Below are 22,000 nucleotides of genomic sequence, written 5' to 3'. Positions count from 1 at the left end.
GGCTCCGCCTTCTCTCGATCAGTCTATTCATCCAAAGGACAAGACATGCGTGACTGGCAACCTGTTCTGGGCTTGCCCCTGTGGGTATGGCTCTTCGTTGTGCCAACAGCTCTGATGCTGCTGTGCATTTTGAGACCGGCCGCGATGCGCCGGGTGCTGCAACCGCTCTGGGGCGCGCTGGATCGGATCTATAACGGCGCGGGCGCAATCGCGGCGCTGTTCATGGTGGCGATCCTGCTGTTGATCGTCGGGCAGATGGGGGCGCGCTGGGCGTCACTGACCTTTCCCGGTTCGACCGAATATGCGGGCTATGCGATGGCCGCGACATCGTTCTTTGCACTGGCCTACACACTGACCCACGGGGGGCACATCCGGGTGTCGATCTTTCTGAACCTTGGTGGGCGGCACCATTTCTGGCTCGATGCGGGGGCGATGTTGATTTCGGCTCTGACGGCCACCTATTTTGCCCGCTACGCCATCAAGACAAATGTCCTGTCGGAGATGCTGAATGATCGCACACAGGGACAGGATTTCGCGCCTGAGTGGCTGCTGACAGCGGTGTCCATGTTTGGAACCTGGCCCTGGAACTGGGCCGCGCTCTGGGCCGAGAGCGGTTCGGGCTGGGTCTATACGCCGGTCTGGCTGCCGCAACTGCCGATGTCGATCGGAACTGTTCTGCTGGCCGTCGCGCTGTGGGACTACCTCGCCCGGATGCTTGTGACCGGTGCGCCGCAGATCAAGGGGGAGGTCCTCGAATGATCGAAATCTACACCACGGTCATTTTCCTCTTTGTCCTGTTCGCGCTTCTGGGCGGGTCCGTGTGGATTGGCCTTGCGCTGATGGGCGTCGCTTGGGTGGGGATGGAGCTTTTCACCTCCCGTCCGGCAGGGGATGCCATGATCACCACCATCTGGAGTGGCGCCTCCAGTTGGACGCTCACCGCCTTGCCGCTCTTTATCTGGATGGGAGAGATCCTCTATCGGACCCGATTATCCGAGGACATGTTTCGTGGCCTCGCACCCTGGATGCGGTTCCTGCCGGGCGGGCTTTTGCACACCAATATCGCGGGCTGCACGATCTTTGCCGCTGTCTCTGGCTCCTCGGCGGCAACGCTCAATATGGTGGGCAAGATGTCGATCCCGGAGCTGCGGGCGCGCGGCTACCCCGAGTATATGATCATCGGCACCTTGGCCGGTGCCGCCACACTGGGCCTGATGATCCCGCCCTCGCTGACGCTGATCGTCTATGGTGTCAGCATCAACGAAAGCATCACCAAGCTATTCATGGCGGGCGTCTTTCCCGGCCTCGTTCTGGCCGGACTGTTCATGCTCTATATCATTGGGTGGCATTTCTTTAGCCCCGGTCAGCGCCCCAAGCCGGAGCCGCGCCTGTCACTGGGGGAGATGATCGCCGAGAGCCGCTTTCTGCTGCCGCTCTTTGGTCTGGTCTTTGTGGTCATCGGGTCGATGTACACGGGATTTGCCACCGCGACCGAAGCCGCCGCAGTGGGCGTTCTTGGCGCCTTGGGTCTGTCGCTGATGCAGGGTAGCCTCAATTGGGCAACGTTTGTCGAAAGCCTGATGGGAGCCACGCGCACCTCCGCGATGATTGCCTTCATCCTGATGGGGGCGGCCTTCCTGTCGCTGTCGATGGGGTTCACAGGTCTGCCGCGCGCGCTGGCCGGGCTGATTGATAGCTACAACCTGTCGCCCATTGCCCTGATTGCGGTGCTCACGGTGTTCTACCTGATCCTCGGCATGTTCATGGACGGTCTGTCCTCCGTGGTCCTGACCATGGCCATTGTGGAACCGATGATCCGGCAAGCGGGAATTGACGTGATCTGGTTCGGTATCTTCCTCGTCGTAGTGATTGAGACCGCGCAGGTGACGCCGCCCATCGGCTTCAACCTCTTTGTGCTGCAAGGCATGACCCGGCACGAAATCTCCTACATTGCCAAGACCGCAGTGCCGATGGTGGCGCTGATGCTTCTGATGGTGGTGATCCTTGTGGTCTGGCCAGAACTGGCCACATGGTTGCCGGAGAATATTCGGCGGCAGTAGGACGCATTAACGGCAAAGGCCGCCCCGGAGTGGGCGGCCTTTCAGGTTTTCCGATGGCTTAGCGCAGGCGGATTGCAATGTTCTTTGTCTGCACGTAGTTCCACAACGCTTCGCGCCCTTTTTCGCGGCCATATCCGGATTTTCCGACACCGCCAAATGGCGTCTCCACCCCTCCGGCATACCATTCATTGACGAACACCTGACCCGCGCGGATCTGACGGGCGGCGCGGGTGGCGCGGTCCAGATCGCGGGTAAATACGCCGCCGACCAGCCCATAATCCGTAGAGTTGGCGATCGCGATGGCCTCCGCGTCGTCCTTGAAGGTCAGGATGGACAGAACCGGGCCAAAAACCTCGTTGCGCGCGATGTCCATGTCCGGGGTCACGTCGGCGACCACCGTTGGCTGCAAAAAGGCACCGGGATGGTTTGGCGCCCGCCCCCCTGTCACCAGGCGCGCGCCCTGTTCCTCTGCTCGTGCCACCATGGCGACGGCGCGGTTGCGCTGCGCCTCGGAGACCATGGCCCCCATGTTGGGCCCGAACTCTGTGCGCTCCACTCCGGGTCCAACCGACAGGCCGGTTGCAATGGTTTCGGCGCGCGCGATCAGTTCCTCGGCGCGGCTCTCGTGCACGATCACCCGGCTCATGGCCGAACACACCTGTCCTGCGTTAAAGTAGATCCCCCAGCGAATATCGTTCTCAAACGCTTCCAGATCGGCGTCGTCGTGCACGATGGCCGCGGACTTTCCACCCAGCTCAAGGACGCAGGGCACCACGTTTTGCGCTGCCGCCTTGGCAATGGCGACCCCGGTGGGAACGGAGCCGGTAAAGACGATCTGGTTCACATCCGGGTGGCCTGCCAGCGCGGCACCTGCCTCATGCCCATAGCCGCAGATCACGTTCACCGTGCCCGCCGGAAACCCCGCGGCCGTTGCGGCATGGGCGAACCAGGCGTTGGTCAGTGGCGTCAGCTCCGGGCTCTTGATCACGCAGGCATTGCCGGTCGCCAGCGCCGCCGAGAGCGAGCGGGCCGTCATCTCCACCGGATAGTTCCACGGGATGATTTGGGCCGACACCCCCATTGGTTCATAGTCGGTGAAGTCGTAGTAGCCAGCGCCGAGCGGGATTGACCGGCCTTCGACCGTACTGGCCTGGTTGCCGTAGTATTCGAAGTAGAGGGCAGCGCCTTCCACCTCGACCACCGCCTCCCACAGCGGTTTGCCCTGTTCCAGGACCAGGGTAAGCGCAATCTCGTCCTTGTGTTCCAGCAGGTAGCGGCCCATGGCCTGCACCATCCGGCCCCGCTCGATCGGGCGCATACGGCTGAGGGTGCCGGAGAGATGCACGGCCCGCGCGGCCTGCACGGCGCGATCCACATCAGCAGCGTCTGCCATGGCGTGTTCGGCAATTTTCTCGCCACTGGCCGGGTCCAAAACGTCAATACGCCCCGCACCGCCATCCACCCAGTCCCCGGCGATGTGGTTTTTCCAGTAGGCAGGCAGCTCGGTCATCGTTCTATCCTTTGAGTGGCGGCACTCTGCGCCGCGAGTTTTAGGGCCGGAGCATTCATGCGCTGCGTATCGGCGCAGCCGAGTGGAGCAGAGGTGGCACGCTGTTCCAAACGGGAAAACGGCGTGTAGGCCCTCCGAGGCGACATGGTGGCGTTGGTGGCAGTGAAATCAGTGTGGTGAATTTGAACTAAATTGCTCCAAAAGAAAGGCGCCAATTCTCGTTATTCTTCCGTGAGGGCAGCGGGGTACATGCGTAAAGCGCCTTCGATTTCATCGAAAATTAAGGGCGTGCAGAGCAGTCTTCTGGCTGAATGATACTGGAGATGATGTTTGGCCCTCGTTGTCACTCAGCAATGCAAAATGCGCCAGCGGACCTGTTTCGATGGGCATGATACCGCTCTGCCAGCCGCGATCTGCTTTGCCAATCTCTCCTTGTGTCTGCCCGATCTTCTCCTGTCCATGCGATCGCGCGCTATTCTCAGCGCCAAGCGTGGCTTTCCAGCGCGCAGAGTGAGCCAATGACCGATACTTCCACTATCAAACCCGCCCGCCGCCGTCGCTTCGGTCTGCTGCGCAGTATTCGCGCCAAGATGGGAATGATCCTGCTGCTGATGGGCATCTCTTTCGGGCTGTTTGCATACATGATGTATTCGGTCTTGAACAAGATCGATCAGGACATGACCAATCTCAATACCGAGAAGCTTCCGGACTTGGTGCTTGCCGGTGAGATCTCGCTTGCGGCCGGGCTTGCCAAAGACGGCATGATCTCTTTGATGATTGCAGATGATACCGCAGGCATCGATGCGGCGGTGGCCAAGGTCGCAACCTCAACTGAGCTGCTGCTGGCGTTGATATCTGACTTGGATGAGACCATGCAGCCTGAGTTCGAAGCGGGCGCGTCGGAGGTGTCGGACGCCCTGAATGATCTGGCCTCTGCACGGCGAATGGCATTGGAAAGCGATGCGCAGATCGATGTCGGAGTTGAAGACTTGCATCGGATCAGCAGTGAACTGCGTGGGTTGATGATGGAGCTGACACAGTCAGCCTCGGTCGAGCTGAACAAGGGGGCGGTGGCCACCTACAGCGCCATCGACGACTCCCTGAAAACCCTTGTTGAAGTGGACTTTCAGAACCTGAAAATGTTGCTGGAGGCCCGAGCGGAACTGAACCTGCTGGCCGGCACGGCTGTGGCATTTGGTGGAACGAAGGATCCGACGACACTGGCGGAGTTGCAGAAGCTGGCCGACAGTTCAGATGCCCGTTTGCTGGAGCTTGCCGATCTTATCGAGGCGAACGCGCCCGAGTTGCTTGATGTTTCCCTGCTTCGGAATGCGTCCTTCACACTTCAGTCAGTGATCGCACAGAGCCTGTTTCCATCGGAAACTCTGCGTCAGGCGGCTATGAAGGCGCGTGCGGATACGGAGCGCTTTATCGTGATGGGGATCGACGCGCAGGTCGACAAACTCTCCATCGCAGCTGACCGGGCGAGCAAGGAAAACGGGGATGCGCTGCGCCGCCTCATGAAAAACGAAGTCGGCTTCCTCAATACGCTGATGGATATCAGTGCCGGGGTCAACGCGTTCCAAGTGGCCGCCCTTGATGTGATCACTTCGAATGACGAGGCGCTTGTCAACGACGCCGCGTTCGATATGTCGAGTGCGAGCATGAACCTGTCCTTTTATGAGGACTTTGAAGACGCTCGCGTGGGCGATTTGCTGAAGAAACTCGGTGCCCTCAACGCGCCGGAGACGGGCCTTGCAGCGCTTCGGATCAATGTTCTCAATGCCCGGGCTGCCGCAGACGTGGCCACCCGCGAAACCGAGGTAACAGTCGTCGGAATTGCAGAGCGCGCAGCGAACTTTGCTGCGGGGTCGCTGACGGGCATTGGCGGCATGGCGCGCGACATCTCTGCTGAAATCGCAACGGCCAACCGCAATCTGATTGTTTCTCTCGGCTGGATTGCTGGAGTATTTCTGACCGCGTTGCTGTTGATGCAGATGCTGGTCATGCGTCCATTGAACCGCGTCAGCGCGAGCACCGAACGGCTTGCAAATGGCGATCGTAGCCCGGTTGTCGGCTTTGAACGGGCCAGCACCGAGATTTTCCGCATTGCGCGGTCTTTGTCCGTATTCCGTGACGGTATCGTCGAGAAAGAAGAAATGGAACGGCTTGCCGAGGAAGAGCGCAGCCAGCGCATGGCCGCTCAGGAAAAGGCGGTGTCGGCCCTGGGGAATGGGTTGTCCCGCTTGTCCGAAGGGGATCTGACCGCGCGGATAGACTATGAATTGTCCGAAGGCTATGAGCAGTTGCGTGCAGACTTCAACCGCACCTTGGATACGTTGAACGAAACGGTCGGGCAGGTGGTGGAGACCTCGTCTTCGATCCGCAACGGTGCGTCCGAGATCAGCCAGGCCTCGCAAGATCTGTCCCATCGCACTGAAAGCCAGGCCGCCACTCTGGAACAGACCGCGGCTGCCCTTGATGAGATGACCGCAAGCGTAAAATCCGCAGCGGAAGGCGCACGCGATGTGGAGAGCACCACGAATGAGACGCGCAGTGAAGCCGAGGCGAGTGGTGATATCGTGAAGAACGCCGTGTCCGCCATGACCGAGATCGAGCAAAGCTCCAGCAAGATCTCCCAGATCATCTCTGTGATCGATGACATTGCGTTCCAGACCAATTTGCTGGCTTTGAACGCAGGCGTCGAGGCCGCCCGGGCCGGTGAGGCCGGTCGCGGCTTTGCGGTGGTGGCCTCTGAAGTGCGGGGGCTCGCACAACGATCATCCGATGCGGCGCTAGAGATCAAGGGCCTTATCAGTGATAGCTCAAAACAGGTGGAACGCGGTGTCGATCTGGTTGGCAAGGCTGGTGGTGCCTTGGAGAGCATCCTTCAACGCGTCTCCCATATCTCACAGTTGATTTCTGGCATCGCCACTGGCGCACAGGAGCAATCCACCGGTTTGGTGGAAATCAATACCGGCATGAACCAGCTCGATCAGGTGACCCAGCAGAACGCCGCAATGGTAGAACAGGCGACCGCCGCTGGTCAGTTGCTGAATTCTGATGCCCAGACCTTGGGCGAGTTGGTCGCGCGTTTCCAGACCGCACAAGCGACACACCTCTCTGTGGAAGCGCCGCAAGACGAGCCCGTTGAAATCGCCCCTGAGCCAACCAGTTGGGGAGATGGCGATGGAGCGGAATGGGAGACCGCAGAGCCCATTGCGGCGCCGGAAACCGATTGGACGGACTTCAATTGGGACGAGAACGGTGAGCAGGCCACCGGCACGTCCTGAAAAAACACAGCAACTGAAACGTACAAACCCCGGCTGGTCTCCTGACCAGCCGGTTTTTTCATGGGGTCATGGAGTAAGGGGCATGGAGTAAATTCCACATTGAAAGACATAATTCCGCATATTGAAATTTGTGGAGGGATCATCTAGGCCTTTCAGGCAAATGCGCCCTGCGTCTTGGAAAGAGGAACCGCCCGTGTCGAACCCTGTGTCCCTGGAAACCACTGATGCTATTGCAGTCATCGCCATCGCCAACCCGCCGGTGAACGCGCTAAGCCATGCGGTCCGCGCCGGATTGGATGCGGCCTTTGCCGAAATTGCGGACCGCAAGGACCTAGAGGCAGTGGTCCTCTATGGCACCGACCGGACCTTTATCGCCGGCGCGGATATCCGCGAATTTGGCAAGCCTCCGCAGGAACCCTTTTTGCCCGACCTCATCAACCGGATCGAAGCCTGCGATTTGCCCGTCGTTGCGGCTTTGCACGGCACGGCGTTGGGGGGCGGACTTGAGGTCGCCATTGGCGCGCACTACCGCGTTGCGGTGCCGTCCGCGCGCTTTGGGCTGCCTGAAGTGACGCTTGGTATTTTGCCCGGAGCGGGGGGTACGCAGCGTCTGCCGCGTTTGGCTGGGGTGGAGGTCGCACTCGACTTGATCACCTCCGGTCGTCAGATCGGTACAGAAGAAGCGCTCACCGCAGGTGTTATCGACAAGATCGCCGAAACGCATGATCCGCGCACTGCCGGTCTTGCCTATGCCCGAGAGTTGATATCGGAAGGCGCAGGCCCGCGCCGTACCAGCGAGAGCAGCGTCGCCATCGGGGACGTCGATGTCTTTGATGAGACGCGTCGGAAGATGGCCAAAAAAGCGCGAGGCCAGATCGCTCCGCAGAATTGCATCAAGGCGGTGGAGGCTGCCGTCAACTTGCCCTTCTCCGAAGGGCTGGCCCAGGAGCGCGCCCTGTTTCAGGAGTTGATGGAAAGCGATCAGAGATCGGCGCTGATCCACGCGTTCTTCTCAGAGCGGCAAGTGGCGAAAGTGCCTGATATCAAGGGGGTGCAACCTCGGGATACGGACCGGATCGGTGTGATCGGTGGCGGGACAATGGGGGCGGGGATCGCTGTATCAGCATTGCTCGCGGGCCTTGATGTAACGTTGATTGAACGCGATGCGGAGGCCGTTGCCCGGGCGGAAAAGACCGTTTCCGCAACGCTGCAAGGCTCTGTCAAACGCGGCAAGCTTGCTCAGGAGAAATATGACGCCATCATGGCCGGTACCTTCCGTGCCAGTGACGACTACGCATCCCTCGCGCAGGCCGACATCGTCATCGAGGCCGTGTTCGAGAGCATGGAGGTGAAGAAGGATGTCTTCACCAAGCTGGACGCGATCTGTAAGCCAGATGCCATTTTGGCCTCCAACACCTCCTACCTTGATGTCAACGAAATCGCAGCGATGACCTCTCGGCCTGCGGATGTCATTGGCCTGCATTTCTTCTCGCCTGCCCATGTCATGCGGCTGCTGGAGATCGTTGTGGCCGGCAAGACCGCGCCCGAGGTCACCGCGACGGGCTTTGCCCTGGCCAAGCGGCTGAAGAAGGTCGCCGTACGTGCGGGTGTGTGCGATGGCTTTATCGGCAACCGCATCCTCAGCCATTATCGCAAAGCGGGCGACGGCGCCGTGCTGGCCGGGGCAAGCCCGTTTGACGTGGATCGGGCGCTCACGGAGTTTGGTCTCGCCATGGGTCCCTATGCGGTGAGCGATCTTGCTGGGCTGGATATTGGCTGGGCCACGCGCAAGCGGCTCGCCCCAACCCGCGACCCGCGCGAAACCTACGCCGAATTTGCCGACCGCCTGTGCGAGGCAGGCGATTTTGGGCGCAAGACCGGCAAGGGGTTTTACGTCTACGAGGATGGCGCCCAGACTCCCAATGACGCGGTGTTGGATCATATCGCCACTGAACGCGAGGCCAAAGGGATCACGGCGCGCGACATCTCGGATCAGGAGATCGTCGACCGCTACATGGCCGCAATGGTCAACGAGGCTGCTCGTGTGGTCGAGGAGGGCATCGCTCTGCGTCCGCTGGATGTCGATGTGACGCTACTGAATGGCTATGGCTTTCCACGCTGGCGCGGTGGACCGATGCACTACGCCGACAGTGTTGGCCTCGACAAGATCCTCGCTGATATCGAAGGCTTCGCCGCCGAGGACTCGTTCCTCTGGCAGCCCGCACCGCTTCTGAAACGCTTGGTCGCTGAGGGTAAGACCTTTGCTGACCTCAACGCTGCCTGATCACCTCGAAGAGGAATTTTCCCATGAAACAAGCTGTTATCGTCTCCACTGCCCGGACCGGCCTCGCCAAATCCTATCGGGGTGCATTCAATGACACCCATGGCGCGCAGATGGCGGGGCATGCCATCGAACACGCGGTCGCGCGCTCGAAGGTGGACCCGGCACTGATTGAGGACGCTTTCATCGGCTGCGGCTATCCCGAGGGCTGGACCGGCGGCAATATCGCGCGTCAGGCCGTGCTGCGTGCCGGATTGCCGGTCACAGTGGCCGCCGCCACCGTGAACCGCTTCTGCTCTTCCGGCCTGCAGGCGGTGGCAATGGCCTCGCACGCGATTACCATGGAGGGCGCCTCTGCCGCCATCGCTGGCGGTGTCGAGAGCATCAGCCAGATGCCGCCCTCGCGCCCGGCGCAGCGGCGCGACGACTGGCTTGAGGCGAACAAGCCCGAGGTCTACATGACCATGATCGAAACCGCCGATATCGTGGCGCAGCGCTATGGCATCAGCCGGGACGCACAGGATGCGCTGGCGCTGGAAAGCCAGATGCGCACCGCCGCGGCCCAGAGCTCGGGCAAATTCGATGATGAGATCGTGCCGATCACCGTCACCCAGAAGATCACCGACAAGGAAACCAAGGAGGTCTCTTACAAGGAGGTCACCTTCGCCATGGATGATTGCAACCGTCCCAACACCACGCTGGAGGGTCTGTCCGGCCTGAACCCGGTGCGCGGCGAGGGCAATTTCGTGACTGCGGGCAATGCCTCGCAACTGTCGGACGGGGCCGCCGCATTGGTGGTGATGGACGCCGATCTGGCCGCACAACAGGGGCTGGAGCCATTGGGCGCGCTTAAGGGGTTCGTGACCGCAGGCTGCGAGCCGGACGAGATGGGCATCGGCCCGGTCTTTGCCGTGCCGCGTCTGCTGGAACGTCACGGACTGAAGGTCTCCGACATCGACCTGTGGGAGCTGAACGAAGCCTTCGCGAGCCAGGCGCTCTATTGTCGCGAGCGGCTGGAGATCGATCCTGCGATCTGCAACGTCAACGGGGGCTCGATCTCCATCGGCCACCCCTTCGGCATGACTGGCGCGCGGATGACCGGGCACTTGCTGCTGGAAGGCAAGCGGCGCGGTGCCAAGCTCGGCGTTGTCACCATGTGCATCGGCGGCGGTCAGGGCGCAGCTGGCCTGTTCGAGATCTTCTGATCGGAGGCCTATACGCGCCGGCGCAGTTTAGTCGGCGCGTGTTGAGGGTCGCCCCTCAGTTCGCCGGTGTCGGCAAGCAGCGAAATCGCGCCACTCAGCTGGGGCGCCTGCCAGGATGTTGCGCACCACTCTTGGTGCACGGGCCTAAGCAAATCGCGTGCTGCGGGGCGACGAATGTGCTTTTCTTGATGCGAGTTAGGGTCTTATATGACTCCCCCGGATGATCCAACAGGACGGAAAACCATGCGTGAGCTTGAGCAGGACCGGCGATACGCCAATACGCTGGCCCGTGGCCTTCGTATCCTGCGTGCCTTTCGCCCGTCCGACAACGGTCTGGGAAATCTCGAAATCTCCGAGCGCACAGGCATCCCAAGGTCAACTGTGTCACGCCTGACCTTCACACTATGTGCGTTGGGATACCTGACTCACGGGCGTCACTTCGACAAATACCGCCTCGGACCGGCGGCGCTGGCACTGGGGAATATCGCATCAGCGGCCTTTGGCTTTGTGTCGGTCGCGGCACCGATCATGCAGGCGCTTGCCAATCAGATGAACGCGCTGGTTGGCGTGTCGATCCAGGACGATGGCAATATGCTGATCGTGAAAACTTGGCGGCCCGAAGGTTCACGCACCATTTGGCTTGATGTGGGGTACCGTATGCCGGTGCTGACGTCCTCCTCCGGTGTCGCATATCTTGGTGCGCTTTCGCGCGATGAGCGGGAGAAGCTGGAAGCCTTGTTGCCGGAGGCCGACGCAGAGGCCTGTGAAGAGGTCTGGCAGCGCGAACGCCTGCAGCTGCAGCGCGAGGGCTATGTTTGTGTCGAGGAGGAGGCCCGCTATTCCCGCGCCATCAACGCCGTCGCGACGCCGTTTCGCCCCTCCGAAATCGGCGAACCGGTCTCGTTCTTCTGCGGGGCAAATGTCGATGACCTCAGCGATACGCGCATCCACGGCGAAGTTGGCGCGGAACTGGTGCGTGCGGTCAACAGGCTCAAATCTCTAACCGGACATGCCGTGTCAGCGGTCTCGTCAGAGTAGCTGGCATGTGTCAAACCATTGACATGTAAGGCGCGTAGACCTGTTCGGTAGGACTATCAAAGGACTTTGCCCCATGGCCACTTTTCGCCCCGATCCGATGCGTTTTCTGACTGGCGCCGATGCCGAAACGTCTCGCCCGAAGGCGATTTCCGACCCGGGGCAGGGTGGAAAATTCACCCCCAATGGAGAGGTGCTGCCCTTTCCCGGCAACACGGTACTCTGCCACATCGACCCGGCGAGTGATGTGCACGCGGCCCTGTGCGACATGCAGGATGAAATCCGGCAGAGCGGTTTCGGTGCTCTGTTCACCTATTTGCCCCCCGCTAGCCTGCACATGACGGTGTTTCAGGGCATCGCTCCCGATGAACGGAACTGGCCCGCAGATATTCCGGTCGAAGCGACCCGCGATGAGGTGACAGCCGCATTCCGGCAGCGGCTGGACGGGCAAGATCTGCCTTCAACCCGCCGTGTCTGTGCGCGCGGCCTCTACGGTGGACATTCACTGACGCTTGAAGGGGCCGACGAGATCGAAGAGGCCCGCCTGCGGGCAACCCGTGTTTCTCTGCGAGAGCTGACCGGATTGCGGCAGGACCATTTTGACACTTACACGTTTCATGTGACCCTTGCCTATCTGTTGCGCTGGCTTGATGTGGCAGAGGCGGCGGATCTGCTGTCATTCTCCGATGAGCTCTTTGCCCGCTATGCGGATCGGCTGGCTGTGATAGAGCTTGGCCCACTGGAGCTGTGCACATTCGAGCATATGCACCATTTTGAACCGGTGGCTTATCTGACACGCGCGGCGTCATCTTGATGAACTGTTTGCGCTAACGCTTGCCTTGCGTGATATCACAGGCAACAGTCACGCGACTCCGAGGATAGGGCCCGCAAAGCGGTCATAATCGACGTGCAGGTCTTGACCTGCGCCATGCGAGGCTGTTTGACCCTTGGTAACTGACAACCTGAGCATCGGGTCCGGCCACCCTTGTGGGCAGGCACCGGACTGGAGGGGCAAAGATGTGGAATCTCATCGCCGACGTTGGCGGAACCAACATGCGACTGGCAGCTGTGAACGTCGAGGGCGATATTCTCGAACGCGCCCGCTATGACACCAAGGGCACGCTGAACCTTGAGCAGGCCTGCGCGGATTTCGCAGCCCATCGCGGTAGTGCGCCGGGCCGGGCCGTGATTGCGGCAGCGGGTGTCGTGCGCGACGGCTCCGTGCAATTGACCAATGCAGATCAGAGCTTTTCCGAACGCGGTATCGCCGTGGCGCTTGGGATCGAACGCGCAAAAGTGCTGAATGATTTCGAGGCGGCCGCCTGGTCTCTGGCCACGGTGGCAGAGGGGGATGTGACCGTCCTTCAAGGGCAGGCGGTGTTTCCGCGCGAACCCTGCCTGATTGTTGGTCCCGGGACCGGCCTCGGGGTGGGGGCGCTGGTCTGGGCCAATGGTGAACCCTGCGTGATTCCGGGCGAGGGCGGACATGTGGCGCTTGGTCCGCGCACCCCGGAGGAGGTGCCAATCTTTGAGGCGCTGCGCGAAGAATGGCCCGAGGTCGGCATGGGGCCGGGGTTGGTGGTCGAAGCCGAAGCCATTCTTTCGGGCACCGGTTTGCCATATTTCTATCGCGCGGTGGCCAAGAGCATGGATTTGACCGCCCCACTGGGGACAGGTGCTGAAATTTTCGAGGCCGCGAAAGCGAGGCTTGATACTGCCGCGATACGCGCGGTTGAGCTGTTCGTGCAGTATCTCGCGGGTGTTGCTGGCGATCTCGGCCTTGTCTTTGCGGCCAAGGGCGGCGTCTTCATCAGCGGGGGTGTGGCGGCGGCCAACCCGTGGATTTTTGATGAGGCTTTTGTTGCGGCCTTCAACGCGGGTGGGCGGCATACGTCCTGGCGACAGGAGCTGCCGCTGCACCTCTACCATCAACCCAACTTCGGCCTGATCGGGGCTCGCAACTACCTGACGGCGCGGTAGCTGCAGAGACAAGAGTAGGTACGCGTTTAAAAGGCCGCCTCCGTGGGGGCGGCCTTTCGCAAATTCTGTGACGTCACAGCAGCTCTGCAATCTCCACGGCGCGATGCTCGGTCATGGAGATCTGCGCCGCCATGCCCATCAGCACCGCAATGCGACCGTCCTCCAAGCTCACGTCGGGGTGCGTGCGCAGGCCACGCACCAAGTCTAGAAAACCCTTGTGCTGATAGAAGGTCGATCCATTGTGATCGCCGGCTTCCAGCAGCGTGGGATCGACCGGGATGTCGCGAATCTCCGGCCCCTTGGGGGCGCGTGGTGAGACTACAACCTGCGGAACCGGTGGTTCGCCCAAGTGGTCCGGCCAGAACCGGCCCGGCCCCGGCACCAACGCCTCGATCTTGCCCTTTGGACCCACGGCAGAGATTTCTTCCTGATAGCGGGCGCCTTCGGCGAACATGCACAGCTCCAGCATGGCGCGGGTTCCATTGGCAAAATCAACAATGACATAGCCGTTGTCGAGGATATCCGGCGCCTCGTCGTCATAGCGTTCAGCCAGATGATTCACATCCGCGCCCCCCGAGGCCAGCACCCGAACAGGCTCCGATTTCAGCGTCAGCCGCATCAGGTCGAAGAAGTGGCAGCATTTCTCCACAAACGTCCCACCGGTGAAGCGGTTGAAACGGTTCCAGTCGCCGATCTTGTCGAGGAAGGGAAACCGGTGCTCGCGGATGGTCAGCATCTTGATGCCGCCAGTGGCCGCCTCGGCCTCGGCCAGCAGGGTCGCCACGGGCGGCATGTAGCGATATTCCATCGCCACCCACACCGGCGCGGGGTAATTGGCGCGGAACGCCGCCAGCCGCTCCGCATGTGCGGGATCGGTGAAGAGCGGTTTTTCCACCAGCACCGGCAGCGGACGATGGGCCGCCAGGGCCTCCAGCTGTTCAACGTGGCGATAGTTGGGGCTGGCGATCAGGATGCAGTCCAGCGCCTCCACCGCCAGCAGCGCGTCCACGCTGTCGACAAACTGCGCGTCGGGTGCGAACTTGCGGCTCTCCGTGGCCATCTGGGCGTCCGGCTCAAAGATCGCCGCGACGCGTGTGTCGTCCAACAGTGCGATGTTGCGCAGGTGTTCCTGCCCCATCATGCCGCAACCGATGACGCCGTAATTGATGATTTGTGACAAGAGTGTCTCCCTCAGATCAGGCGCTGTACATAGAGCGCCTTGTTCGTGTCGAACCAGGTTCTGGAAAACTCCACCGGGGCCGCAACCTCGGCCCAGCTGAAGCGTTCGATATAGCCGGTGAGCGTTCCGGGGCGGAGCGCAAAGCTGTTCGGGGCCCAGTCGGGCACATGGCCGATGGACACGCGGTCCTCGGCGCGGGCGATGATCAGGCCCAGTTGCATCTGATACGTGCGGTAGAGCGAATCTGACATCTGCTCGGGCTTGATGATGCCGGCGTCCCCATCGAGCCAGATCTCCTCTACCGCGATCGGAATGCGGTTGAGAAATCGCAGGCGGCGTACCCGCGTGCCGTGATCTGCGGTGCCAAACACTGGCAGATCTGCCGGTTTTTCGACGGCAGCCACCTCCAGAATATCGGCAGTGGGCAGGCCGCCGCCCGTGGTCAATTCGAGCCGGAACATCGAATAAACGCTCTGCGCCTTGTGGTTGGCGTGGATGTAGTTTCCGGAACCCTGCACACGTTCCAGAAGCCCTTTTTTCTCCAGCTCGTACAATGACTTGCGCAGGGTGCGCACGGTGGTCCCATGGCTCTTTGCCATCTCCCGTTCTGGCGGCAGGCGTTGCCCGTCGACCAGACGCCCGGCGGCGATCTCGCGGATCAGGAATTCGCTGATCTGCATGTAGATCGGCAGGGCGGTTGGGGTGTCTCGGTCAAGGTCGTTCAGCGGGGTCATGCGGGGTCCCATGCGCAAGAGTGTGGACGGGTGGAAATAATTGATGCACCATTGATGTACTTTAAATCCGCTGCTACGCAAGAGGAAATTCGACTGTTCCAGGAGAGCCAAATGACCGTCGTTCCCATCACATCGCCCGATCTGGACGCTGCCGAAGTCTCGTGGTTTTCTGCCCTGTGTTCGGATGACTACCAGTTCCTTGGCGTGCCGGATGGCGACCTTCGGTCATCCTGGGCCCATTGTTCCGAGATTGTGAAAACCGCCGAAGCGCAGGGCTTCCGCAACATCCTGTGTCCCTCCTCCTATCAGGTGGGGCAGGACACGCTGTCGTTCGTCGCTGGGTGTGCTCCGATCACCTCGAAGATCAACATGCTGGCGGCGGTGCGCTGTGGTGAGATGCAGCCCATCATGCTGGCCCGCACCCTGGCGACGCTCGATCACATGCTGGAGGGCCGCCTCACGGTGAATATCATCTCTTCCGATTTTCCGGGCGAGAAGGCCGAGAGCGCGTATCGCTATCAACGCTCGCGAGAGGTGGTGGAGATCCTGAAACAGGCGTGGACCCGGGACGAGATCAACTACGAAGGTGAGGTCTATAACTTCTCCGGGCTCACCACGGATCCGGTAAGGCCGTACCAGACCGGCGGTCCGTTGCTGTATTTTGGCGGCTATAGCCCCTCGGCACTGGAGCTGTGCGGGCAGCATTGCGATGTCTACCTGATGTGGCCGGAAAAGATGGAAGAGCTTCAGGGCCGCATGCAGGCCGTCCACGCGGTGGCAGAACAATACGATCGCACGCTGGACTACGGTCTGCGCGTGCACACCATCGTGCGCGATACCGAAGCAGAAGCGCGCGAATATGCCGACTATATCGTGTCGCAACTCGACGACGGGCAAGGCACCGCCATTCGGGAGCGGGCGCTGGATGCCAAATCGCTCGGCGTGAGCCATCAGGCCAAGAACCGCGAGATCGCGGATGATGACGGCTTTATCGAGCCGCATCTTTGGACTGGCGTTGGCCGTGCCCGTTCGGGCTGCGGCGCGGCATTGGTTGGCTCCACCGACCAGGTGATGAGCAAGCTGGAGGCCTATCAGAAGATGGGCATCCGCGCCTTCATCCTGTCGGGCTACCCCCATATCGAGGAAGCCGAACACTTCGGTGCGCGCATCCTCCCCAACATGAAAACCTGCTCGCTGCCCGAGGCCTATGGCCGGGTGCCGGCGAGCCCCCCAAAAACACCGCTTGGTGTAGGAGTGCGCCGCTGATGGATCGCGTTAAGCTAGCTGACGACCTTGAACTTTCCCGCCTGATCTACGGCATGTGGCGGATCGGTGATGATGCCGATACATCCGTCAAACATGTCGAAGCCAAGATCCACGCCTGCCTGGAACAGGGGATCACCACCTTCGATCAGGCTGACATCTATGGCGATTACGGCGCCGAAGCGATCCTTGGCGCAGCGCTCAAGTCGAATCCTGCGTTGCGGGCGCAGATGGAGATCGTGACGAAATGCGATATCGTTGCGCCCATCGGCATCCACAGCGATAAGCCGGTCAAATACTATGACACGTCGCGCGCCTACATCGAGACTGCGGTAGAGCGCTCCTTGCGCGAAATGAACATCGAGCAGATCGACCTGTTGCTGATCCACCGTCCGGACCCGCTGATGGATCATCACGAAACCGGTGCGACGCTTGATGACCTGGTCAAATCGGGCAAGGTGAAAGCCGTAGGTGTGTCGAATTTCCGTCCCTGGGACTGGAACCTGCTGCAATCGGCGATGACCAGCCCCCTGGTGACCAACCAGATCGAGATTTCGCTTTCTGAGCCTGCGCCCTTCACCAATGGCGATCTGGCGTTCCACCAGATGAACGCTCAGCCAATCATGGCGTGGTCGCCGCTTGGCGGCGGCAGCCTGATGACCGGTCAGGGGGAGCTGGCCTCGCGTCTGGATGAGATCGCGACCGCGCAGGGTGTCGACCGCGCCGCCGTGGCTGTGGCCTTCCTGTTGCGTCACCCGGCGATGATCCTGCCGGTGCTGGGCACCAACAACCTGTCACGCATCCAAAACATTTCGGACGCGCTGAAGGTGGAGCTGGACCGCCAGAGCTGGTTCCGTCTCTACGAGGCCGCCTTGGGCCAGGAGGTCGCGTAACATGGGCCTGCACATGAGCAACAAGACACAACAGGCCTTTGTGCCGGACGAGAGCAACACCCGACTGCTGCGCGATGCCTTTGGCCGCTTTGCAACTGGCGTGACCATCGTGACGGCGCAGACGCCCGAAGGTGTGGTGGCGATCACCGCCAGCAGTTTTTCCTCGGTGTCACTGACCCCGCCGATGGTTCTGTGGTCGCCGGACCGCAACTCGCGGCGCTTTCCCTATTTCGAGGCCGCAGAGCACTACGCGATCCATGTCCTTGCCGCGGATCAGCAGGACCTTTGCTACAGCGTGGCAAAGGATGCGGCTGGGCTGCGTGATCTCGATCTGGCGCTGAATGCGGAGGGCGTGCCGGTGCTTGAGGGCTGTCTGGCGCGTTTCGAATGTAGCCGCCATGCGGTTTATGACGGGGGAGACCATGCCATCGTGCTGGGCGTCGTGAACCGGGCGGAGATGCGTGAGGAAGGCGAGGCGCTTGCCTTCTTCAAAGGGCAAATGGGCCGCGTCACCGGGCACTGACAGGTGCGCTGTCGGGGTGTCTGGGAGGGCGCTTCGAAGTTCGGGTTCTGGGAGGAGCAACATGAACGCATTGATGGCGGTGGTGACATCGCTGTACTGGATCAACTCAACCCTCTTGCGCATCGGGCGCTGGCTGGGATGTGCCGCTGTGGCGACCATGGTCGTGGCAATCCTGATCCAAGTCTTTTGTCGCTACGTTCTGAACAACGCGCTGCCCTGGCCTGACGAGGCGGCGCGGTTCTGCATGCTCTGGATGACCGGCTTGATGGCGCCGACGGCGTTTCGCCAGGGTGGGTTTGTCGCCATCGATACGGTCTCTGCGATGTTGCCGCAGCGGGTCGGTTCGCTCCTGTCGCTCATCCTTCTGGGGCTCAGCCTGTTGGTGATGATCGTGGCCATCCAGATCGGCTACAAGGAGGTCACCGGCATCGGTGGTCGTTTCGCCACAGCCTCTCTCTACCTGCCCACCTCCATCGCCTTTGACAGCTGGTTCCGCTTGCCGCGCAGCTGGATGATGCTCTCGCTTCTGGTGGGGCTGGCGTTGCTGATCCTCGTCAATGTGGAGCTGATCCTGCACCGCCTTGTTGCGCTTCTCGGCGGGGCGGACCGCCTGCCTGAAATTGAATTCGCCACTGCCAAAGGAGCCGAGTGATGCTGATCTGGTTCTTGCCGCTTTTCCTGCTGTTCCTGATGGTCGGCCTGCCGGTGTTTTTTGGCCTTCTGGCCGCGCCGGGCCTGATGCTGTGGCTGAACGGGCAGGAGCGCGACATCACGCTTTTGTACCGCAACCTTTATAACGGCATGGACAGTTTCCCGCTGATGGCGATCCCCTTCTTCATGCTGGCGGGCGAATTGATGAACCGGGGCGGCATCACGCTACGGCTGGTTGAATTCTCTCAGGCGCTGATGGGGCATCTGCGCGGGGGGCTTGCACATGTAAACGTGCTGTCGTCGATGCTGTTTGCCGGTCTGTCCGGCTCGGCGGTGGCGGATACCTCGGCGCTCGGCTCCATGCTGATCCCGGCGATGGAGAAACAGGGCTACAGCCGCAAGTTCGCCGCCGCGATCACCGCCGCCAGCTCTGTCATCGGGCCGATCATTCCGCCGTCGGGCATCATGATCATCTACGCCTATGTGATGGGCGAGAGCGTCGCGGCGCTGTTCCTGGCCGGGCTGGTGCCGGGCATCCTCGTCGGGGTTGGCCTGATGGTCATGGTCAAGGTCATGGCCGATAAATACGACTTCCCCGTCGCCTCGCGCCGCTATTCCTGGGGCGAGCGGGGACAGGCGAGCCTCAAGGCGTTCTTCCCGCTGCTGACCCCTGTGATCATCCTCGGTGGCATCCTTGCAGGGGTCTTCACCCCGACCGAGGCCGCCGCCGTTGCCGTCGCCTATGCGCTGGTGATCGGTCTGTTTGTGCTGCGGACGCTTAAACTGGGCGAGCTGTCAGATGTCTTCACCCGGGCCGGCATTACCTCGTCTGTAGTGCTGTTGCTGGTGGGCGCGGCGATGTCGTTCAAGACGGTGGTGTCGCTGAGCCATGCCCCGGAGCAGCTGGCTGAGTTCATCCTGACGCTGACGGAAAACCCGCTGCTGCTGCTGTTCCTGATCAACCTGTTGCTGTTTGTGGTGGGGATGTTCCTCGATGCGGGACCGGCGATCATCATTCTCGGTCCGATCCTTGGCCCGGTGTTTGCAAGCCTTGGCGTCGATTCCGTGCATTTCGCCATCATCATGTGCGTGAACCTCACCGTGGGGCTGGCGACACCGCCGATGGGGCTGGTGCTGTTTGTAGCCTCGGCCGTTTCCGGCGAGCGGGTCACCACCATTGCGCGCGCCATCCTGCCGTTTCTGGCCGTAGAGATCGCGGTGATCTTCCTGATCACCTTCGTTCCGGCCATTTCCATGACGATCCCGCGTCTGACCGGGTTTGTGAATTGACTGCATAAAAGAGAAGAGCATCAGGGAGGACACTAAATGCTCAAGAAAGCCCTCAAGACGGTCGCCGTTGCGGCCCTTATGGCAGGGAGTGCGGCGACATCCGCATTGGCCGCGGATTACACCATCCGCGCCACCGCCAATTCCAACGAGAACGACGAGGACTATGACGGTCTCGTGGTGTTCAAGAACTATGTCGAGGCGGCCTCCAACGGCGCCATCGAGGTGGAATTGTTCATCGGCACCCAGCTGTGTTCGAACGGCGCGGAATGCCTGCAGGGCGTGGCTGATGGCTCCATCGACGTCTATATCTCCACCTCCGGCGGCGCGGCGGGCCTGTTCCCTTACGTGCAGGTGCTGGATTTGCCCTATCTGATGGCCAACGACCGGGTGGCGGAGCATGTGCTGTCGGGTGATTTCACCCGCACAATCCGCGATATGGCGCTGGAGGATTCCGGCGATACCATCCGCCTGATGACCATCGGCAACACCGGCGGCTGGCGCAACTTTGCCAACACCAAGCGCCGTGTGGCAGAGCCGTCTGATATGGACGGCCTGAAGATCCGTACCGTGGTCGCGGACCTGCCGCAGGAACTGGTGAAGGCGCTGGGCGCTTCGCCGACCCCGATCCCATGGCCGGAGCTGTTCACCTCCTTTCAGACCGGCGTGGTCGAAGGCTCCAAGAACGGCATCACCGACATCATGGGCATGAAATTCCCGGATGCGGGGCTGCAGTACATCACCCTGGACGGTCACGCCTATATGGGCGCCCTGTGGTGGATGTCGAACGAGTCCTTCCTGGCGATGCCCGAAGATATGCGCCGGGTGGTTGTCGATGGCTTCTACGCGCTGCAGCAGGCCACTTTTGCCTCGCCCAAGCGCAAGTCGATCGCAGCCTACGAGGAATTCGTCGCGGGCGGCGGGGATCTGTATGTTCCGTCACCTGAGCAGAAAGCCGCCTTCAAAGAGGCTGCTTCGCCGGTCTACGACTGGTTCAAGGCCAATGTGACCAAGGGCGAGGAGGCCTTTGCCGCGCTGACCGATGCCGTCGCGGTTGCAGAAGAAGAGATCGACGCGGCCCGCGCCAAAGATCTGCAATAATCCGAAGATTGCGAAATCGCAGGGATGGGCGGGCCATTGGTCCGCCCGTTCTGGTTTTCAGATGTGCGGCGGTGCCGGGCGTGTGTCGGACGGCGGTCAGTCTCGGCTTGATCTTCCGGTCCGGAAGATCAACCTTGGGGTCATTGACGTTTCACCGACAGGAGCCCCGCGCGCCCGCATGACGGATCAGACATTGACCACACCGCAGATTTTTACCTTTCGCGGCCAACCGGTGATCCGCGACGCCGATTTGGCCGCATTGTTCGATTACACCACCGGCAACCTCAACAAACTGGTGAGCAACAACACCGATCGTTTTGGCGAGGATTTTGCCTTTCGCCTCGATGCAGAAGAATTCGCCGACTTGAAATTCCAACTTGGAATATCAAAAGGCCATGGTGGCCTGCGCACGCCGCCGCTCATGTATACAGAGCATGGCGCGGTGATGGCCGCGACGCTGATGCGCTCACCACGCGCGGCCGAAGCGTCGCGCTTCGTGATCAAGACCTTTGTCGCCGCACGCCGGGGACTGCTGGCAAAGGCCAAGGGCCAGAACCTGCCTCTGTCGCTGCCGGTGAACGACCTGCTGCCCATTGCCGGAGGCGAGCGCAGCGGGCTGGTTGCAAAACTGGATGCGGCGCTGGGCAGGGTGCTTGACGCGATCGCCGACCCGGAGCAGGAAACCACCGTGCGTGACGAGGCCCGTGCCATCGCGCTGGAGGGGCTGTCGGCGATCAAGGCGCATCTGAAGAAACAGGATATCGCCAATGAAAAGACCCTCGCCGAGGTGCAGAAACTGCTCAAGGAGGCCGAGGCCATCGACGCGGAAATCTCGGCCCGCCACATCGAGAACAACCACCGTCAGCTTGCCTATCTGGCCAAGCAGCTCCGGATTGTGATCGAGGTGCAGCGCTATCTGGAACAGGGAGACGTCGACAACCTGCTGGCGGTTCTCAAGGACCTTGGCGGCTGACAGGACGGAGCCGCCACCGGGGCTCGTACGC

At 61.2% G+C, this 22,000-nt stretch carries 18 protein-coding genes; 15 read left to right on the top strand and 3 right to left on the bottom strand.

Features of this window, described 5'->3' with window-relative positions; translation table 11 throughout:
• The first annotated feature begins 45 nt into the window (after window positions 1–45).
• A complete protein-coding gene (locus tag CLV89_RS12000) occupies window positions 46–759 on the top strand; it encodes a TRAP transporter small permease (RefSeq protein ID WP_106163902.1) in 714 nt (237 codons plus the stop codon).
• Window positions 756–2,060, top strand: coding sequence for a TRAP transporter large permease (locus CLV89_RS11995; RefSeq protein ID WP_106163901.1), 1,305 nt, complete (start codon window positions 756–758; stop codon window positions 2,058–2,060). Before CLV89_RS12000 ends, CLV89_RS11995 begins: the two co-directional genes overlap by 4 nt.
• Window positions 2,061–2,118: 58 nt before the next feature.
• On the opposite strand, the gene CLV89_RS11990 is transcribed toward CLV89_RS11995, so the two are convergent.
• Window positions 2,119–3,570, bottom strand: a complete 1,452-nt coding sequence (locus CLV89_RS11990; RefSeq protein ID WP_106163900.1) for an aldehyde dehydrogenase family protein — start codon at window positions 3,568–3,570, stop codon at window positions 2,119–2,121.
• A 518-nt stretch (window positions 3,571–4,088) separates the two neighbouring features.
• Here CLV89_RS11990 and CLV89_RS11985 point away from each other — a divergent pair.
• The 6 genes from CLV89_RS11985 to CLV89_RS11960 all read left to right on the top strand — a co-directional run bounded on the left by CLV89_RS11985 (window position 4,089) and on the right by CLV89_RS11960 (window position 13,364).
• Window positions 4,089–6,863 carry a methyl-accepting chemotaxis protein gene (locus tag CLV89_RS11985; protein ID WP_106163899.1) on the top strand — a complete coding sequence of 925 codons (2,775 nt, stop codon included), beginning with the start codon at window positions 4,089–4,091 and terminating at the stop codon, window positions 6,861–6,863.
• A gap of 193 nt (window positions 6,864–7,056) precedes the next feature.
• Window positions 7,057–9,147: a 3-hydroxyacyl-CoA dehydrogenase NAD-binding domain-containing protein gene (locus tag CLV89_RS11980; RefSeq protein WP_243394992.1), complete on the top strand. Its 2,091-nt coding sequence runs from the start codon at window positions 7,057–7,059 to the stop codon at window positions 9,145–9,147.
• Window positions 9,148–9,170: 23 nt separating this feature from the next.
• Entirely contained in the window at window positions 9,171–10,349 is a 1,179-nt protein-coding gene (locus CLV89_RS11975; RefSeq protein WP_106163897.1) for an acetyl-CoA C-acyltransferase, read from the top strand.
• 243 nt (window positions 10,350–10,592) lie between these two features.
• The gene (locus CLV89_RS11970; RefSeq protein WP_106163896.1) at window positions 10,593–11,387 is read left to right on the top strand and encodes an IclR family transcriptional regulator; all 795 of its coding nucleotides are present in this window, start codon (window positions 10,593–10,595) and stop codon (window positions 11,385–11,387) included.
• A 73-nt stretch (window positions 11,388–11,460) separates the two neighbouring features.
• Entirely contained in the window at window positions 11,461–12,198 is a 738-nt protein-coding gene (locus tag CLV89_RS11965; RefSeq protein ID WP_106163895.1) for a DUF1868 domain-containing protein, read from the top strand.
• 203 nt (window positions 12,199–12,401) lie between these two features.
• Entirely contained in the window at window positions 12,402–13,364 is a 963-nt protein-coding gene (locus tag CLV89_RS11960; protein ID WP_106163894.1) for a glucokinase, read from the top strand.
• 73 nt (window positions 13,365–13,437) lie between these two features.
• On the opposite strand, the gene CLV89_RS11955 is transcribed toward CLV89_RS11960, so the two are convergent.
• A complete protein-coding gene (locus CLV89_RS11955) occupies window positions 13,438–14,544 on the bottom strand; it encodes a Gfo/Idh/MocA family protein (protein WP_106163893.1) in 1,107 nt (368 codons plus the stop codon).
• Between the two features lie 11 nt (window positions 14,545–14,555).
• Window positions 14,556–15,278: a GntR family transcriptional regulator gene (locus tag CLV89_RS11950; protein ID WP_106163892.1), complete on the bottom strand. Its 723-nt coding sequence runs from the start codon at window positions 15,276–15,278 to the stop codon at window positions 14,556–14,558.
• A gap of 111 nt (window positions 15,279–15,389) precedes the next feature.
• On the opposite strand from CLV89_RS11950, the gene CLV89_RS11945 reads away from it, so the two are divergent.
• The 7 genes from CLV89_RS11945 to CLV89_RS11915 all read left to right on the top strand — a co-directional run bounded on the left by CLV89_RS11945 (window position 15,390) and on the right by CLV89_RS11915 (window position 21,969).
• On the top strand, window positions 15,390–16,544 hold the full coding sequence (locus CLV89_RS11945) for an LLM class flavin-dependent oxidoreductase (RefSeq protein WP_106163891.1): 1,155 nt from the start codon (window positions 15,390–15,392) through the stop codon (window positions 16,542–16,544).
• Window positions 16,544–17,434, top strand: a complete 891-nt coding sequence (locus CLV89_RS11940) for an aldo/keto reductase (protein ID WP_106163890.1) — start codon at window positions 16,544–16,546, stop codon at window positions 17,432–17,434. The genes CLV89_RS11945 and CLV89_RS11940 overlap by 1 nt, the downstream gene beginning before the upstream one ends.
• Before the next feature lie 13 nt (window positions 17,435–17,447).
• Window positions 17,448–17,957: a flavin reductase family protein gene (locus CLV89_RS11935; protein WP_106163939.1), complete on the top strand. Its 510-nt coding sequence runs from the start codon at window positions 17,448–17,450 to the stop codon at window positions 17,955–17,957.
• A gap of 61 nt (window positions 17,958–18,018) precedes the next feature.
• The gene (locus CLV89_RS11930; protein ID WP_106163889.1) at window positions 18,019–18,609 is read left to right on the top strand and encodes a TRAP transporter small permease; all 591 of its coding nucleotides are present in this window, start codon (window positions 18,019–18,021) and stop codon (window positions 18,607–18,609) included.
• On the top strand, window positions 18,609–19,898 hold the full coding sequence (locus CLV89_RS11925; RefSeq protein ID WP_106163888.1) for a TRAP transporter large permease: 1,290 nt from the start codon (window positions 18,609–18,611) through the stop codon (window positions 19,896–19,898). Before CLV89_RS11930 ends, CLV89_RS11925 begins: the two co-directional genes overlap by 1 nt.
• Before the next feature lie 36 nt (window positions 19,899–19,934).
• The gene (locus CLV89_RS11920) at window positions 19,935–20,996 is read left to right on the top strand and encodes a TRAP transporter substrate-binding protein (protein ID WP_106163887.1); all 1,062 of its coding nucleotides are present in this window, start codon (window positions 19,935–19,937) and stop codon (window positions 20,994–20,996) included.
• A gap of 178 nt (window positions 20,997–21,174) precedes the next feature.
• A complete protein-coding gene (locus CLV89_RS11915) occupies window positions 21,175–21,969 on the top strand; it encodes an ORF6N domain-containing protein (protein WP_106163886.1) in 795 nt (264 codons plus the stop codon).
• Window positions 21,970–22,000: the final 31 nt, after the last annotated feature.

The sequence above is a fragment of the Tritonibacter scottomollicae genome, assembly GCF_003003215.1.
Lineage (GTDB): Bacteria > Pseudomonadota > Alphaproteobacteria > Rhodobacterales > Rhodobacteraceae > Epibacterium > Epibacterium scottomollicae.
This window is presented reverse-complemented; position numbering and strand designations above follow the sequence as displayed.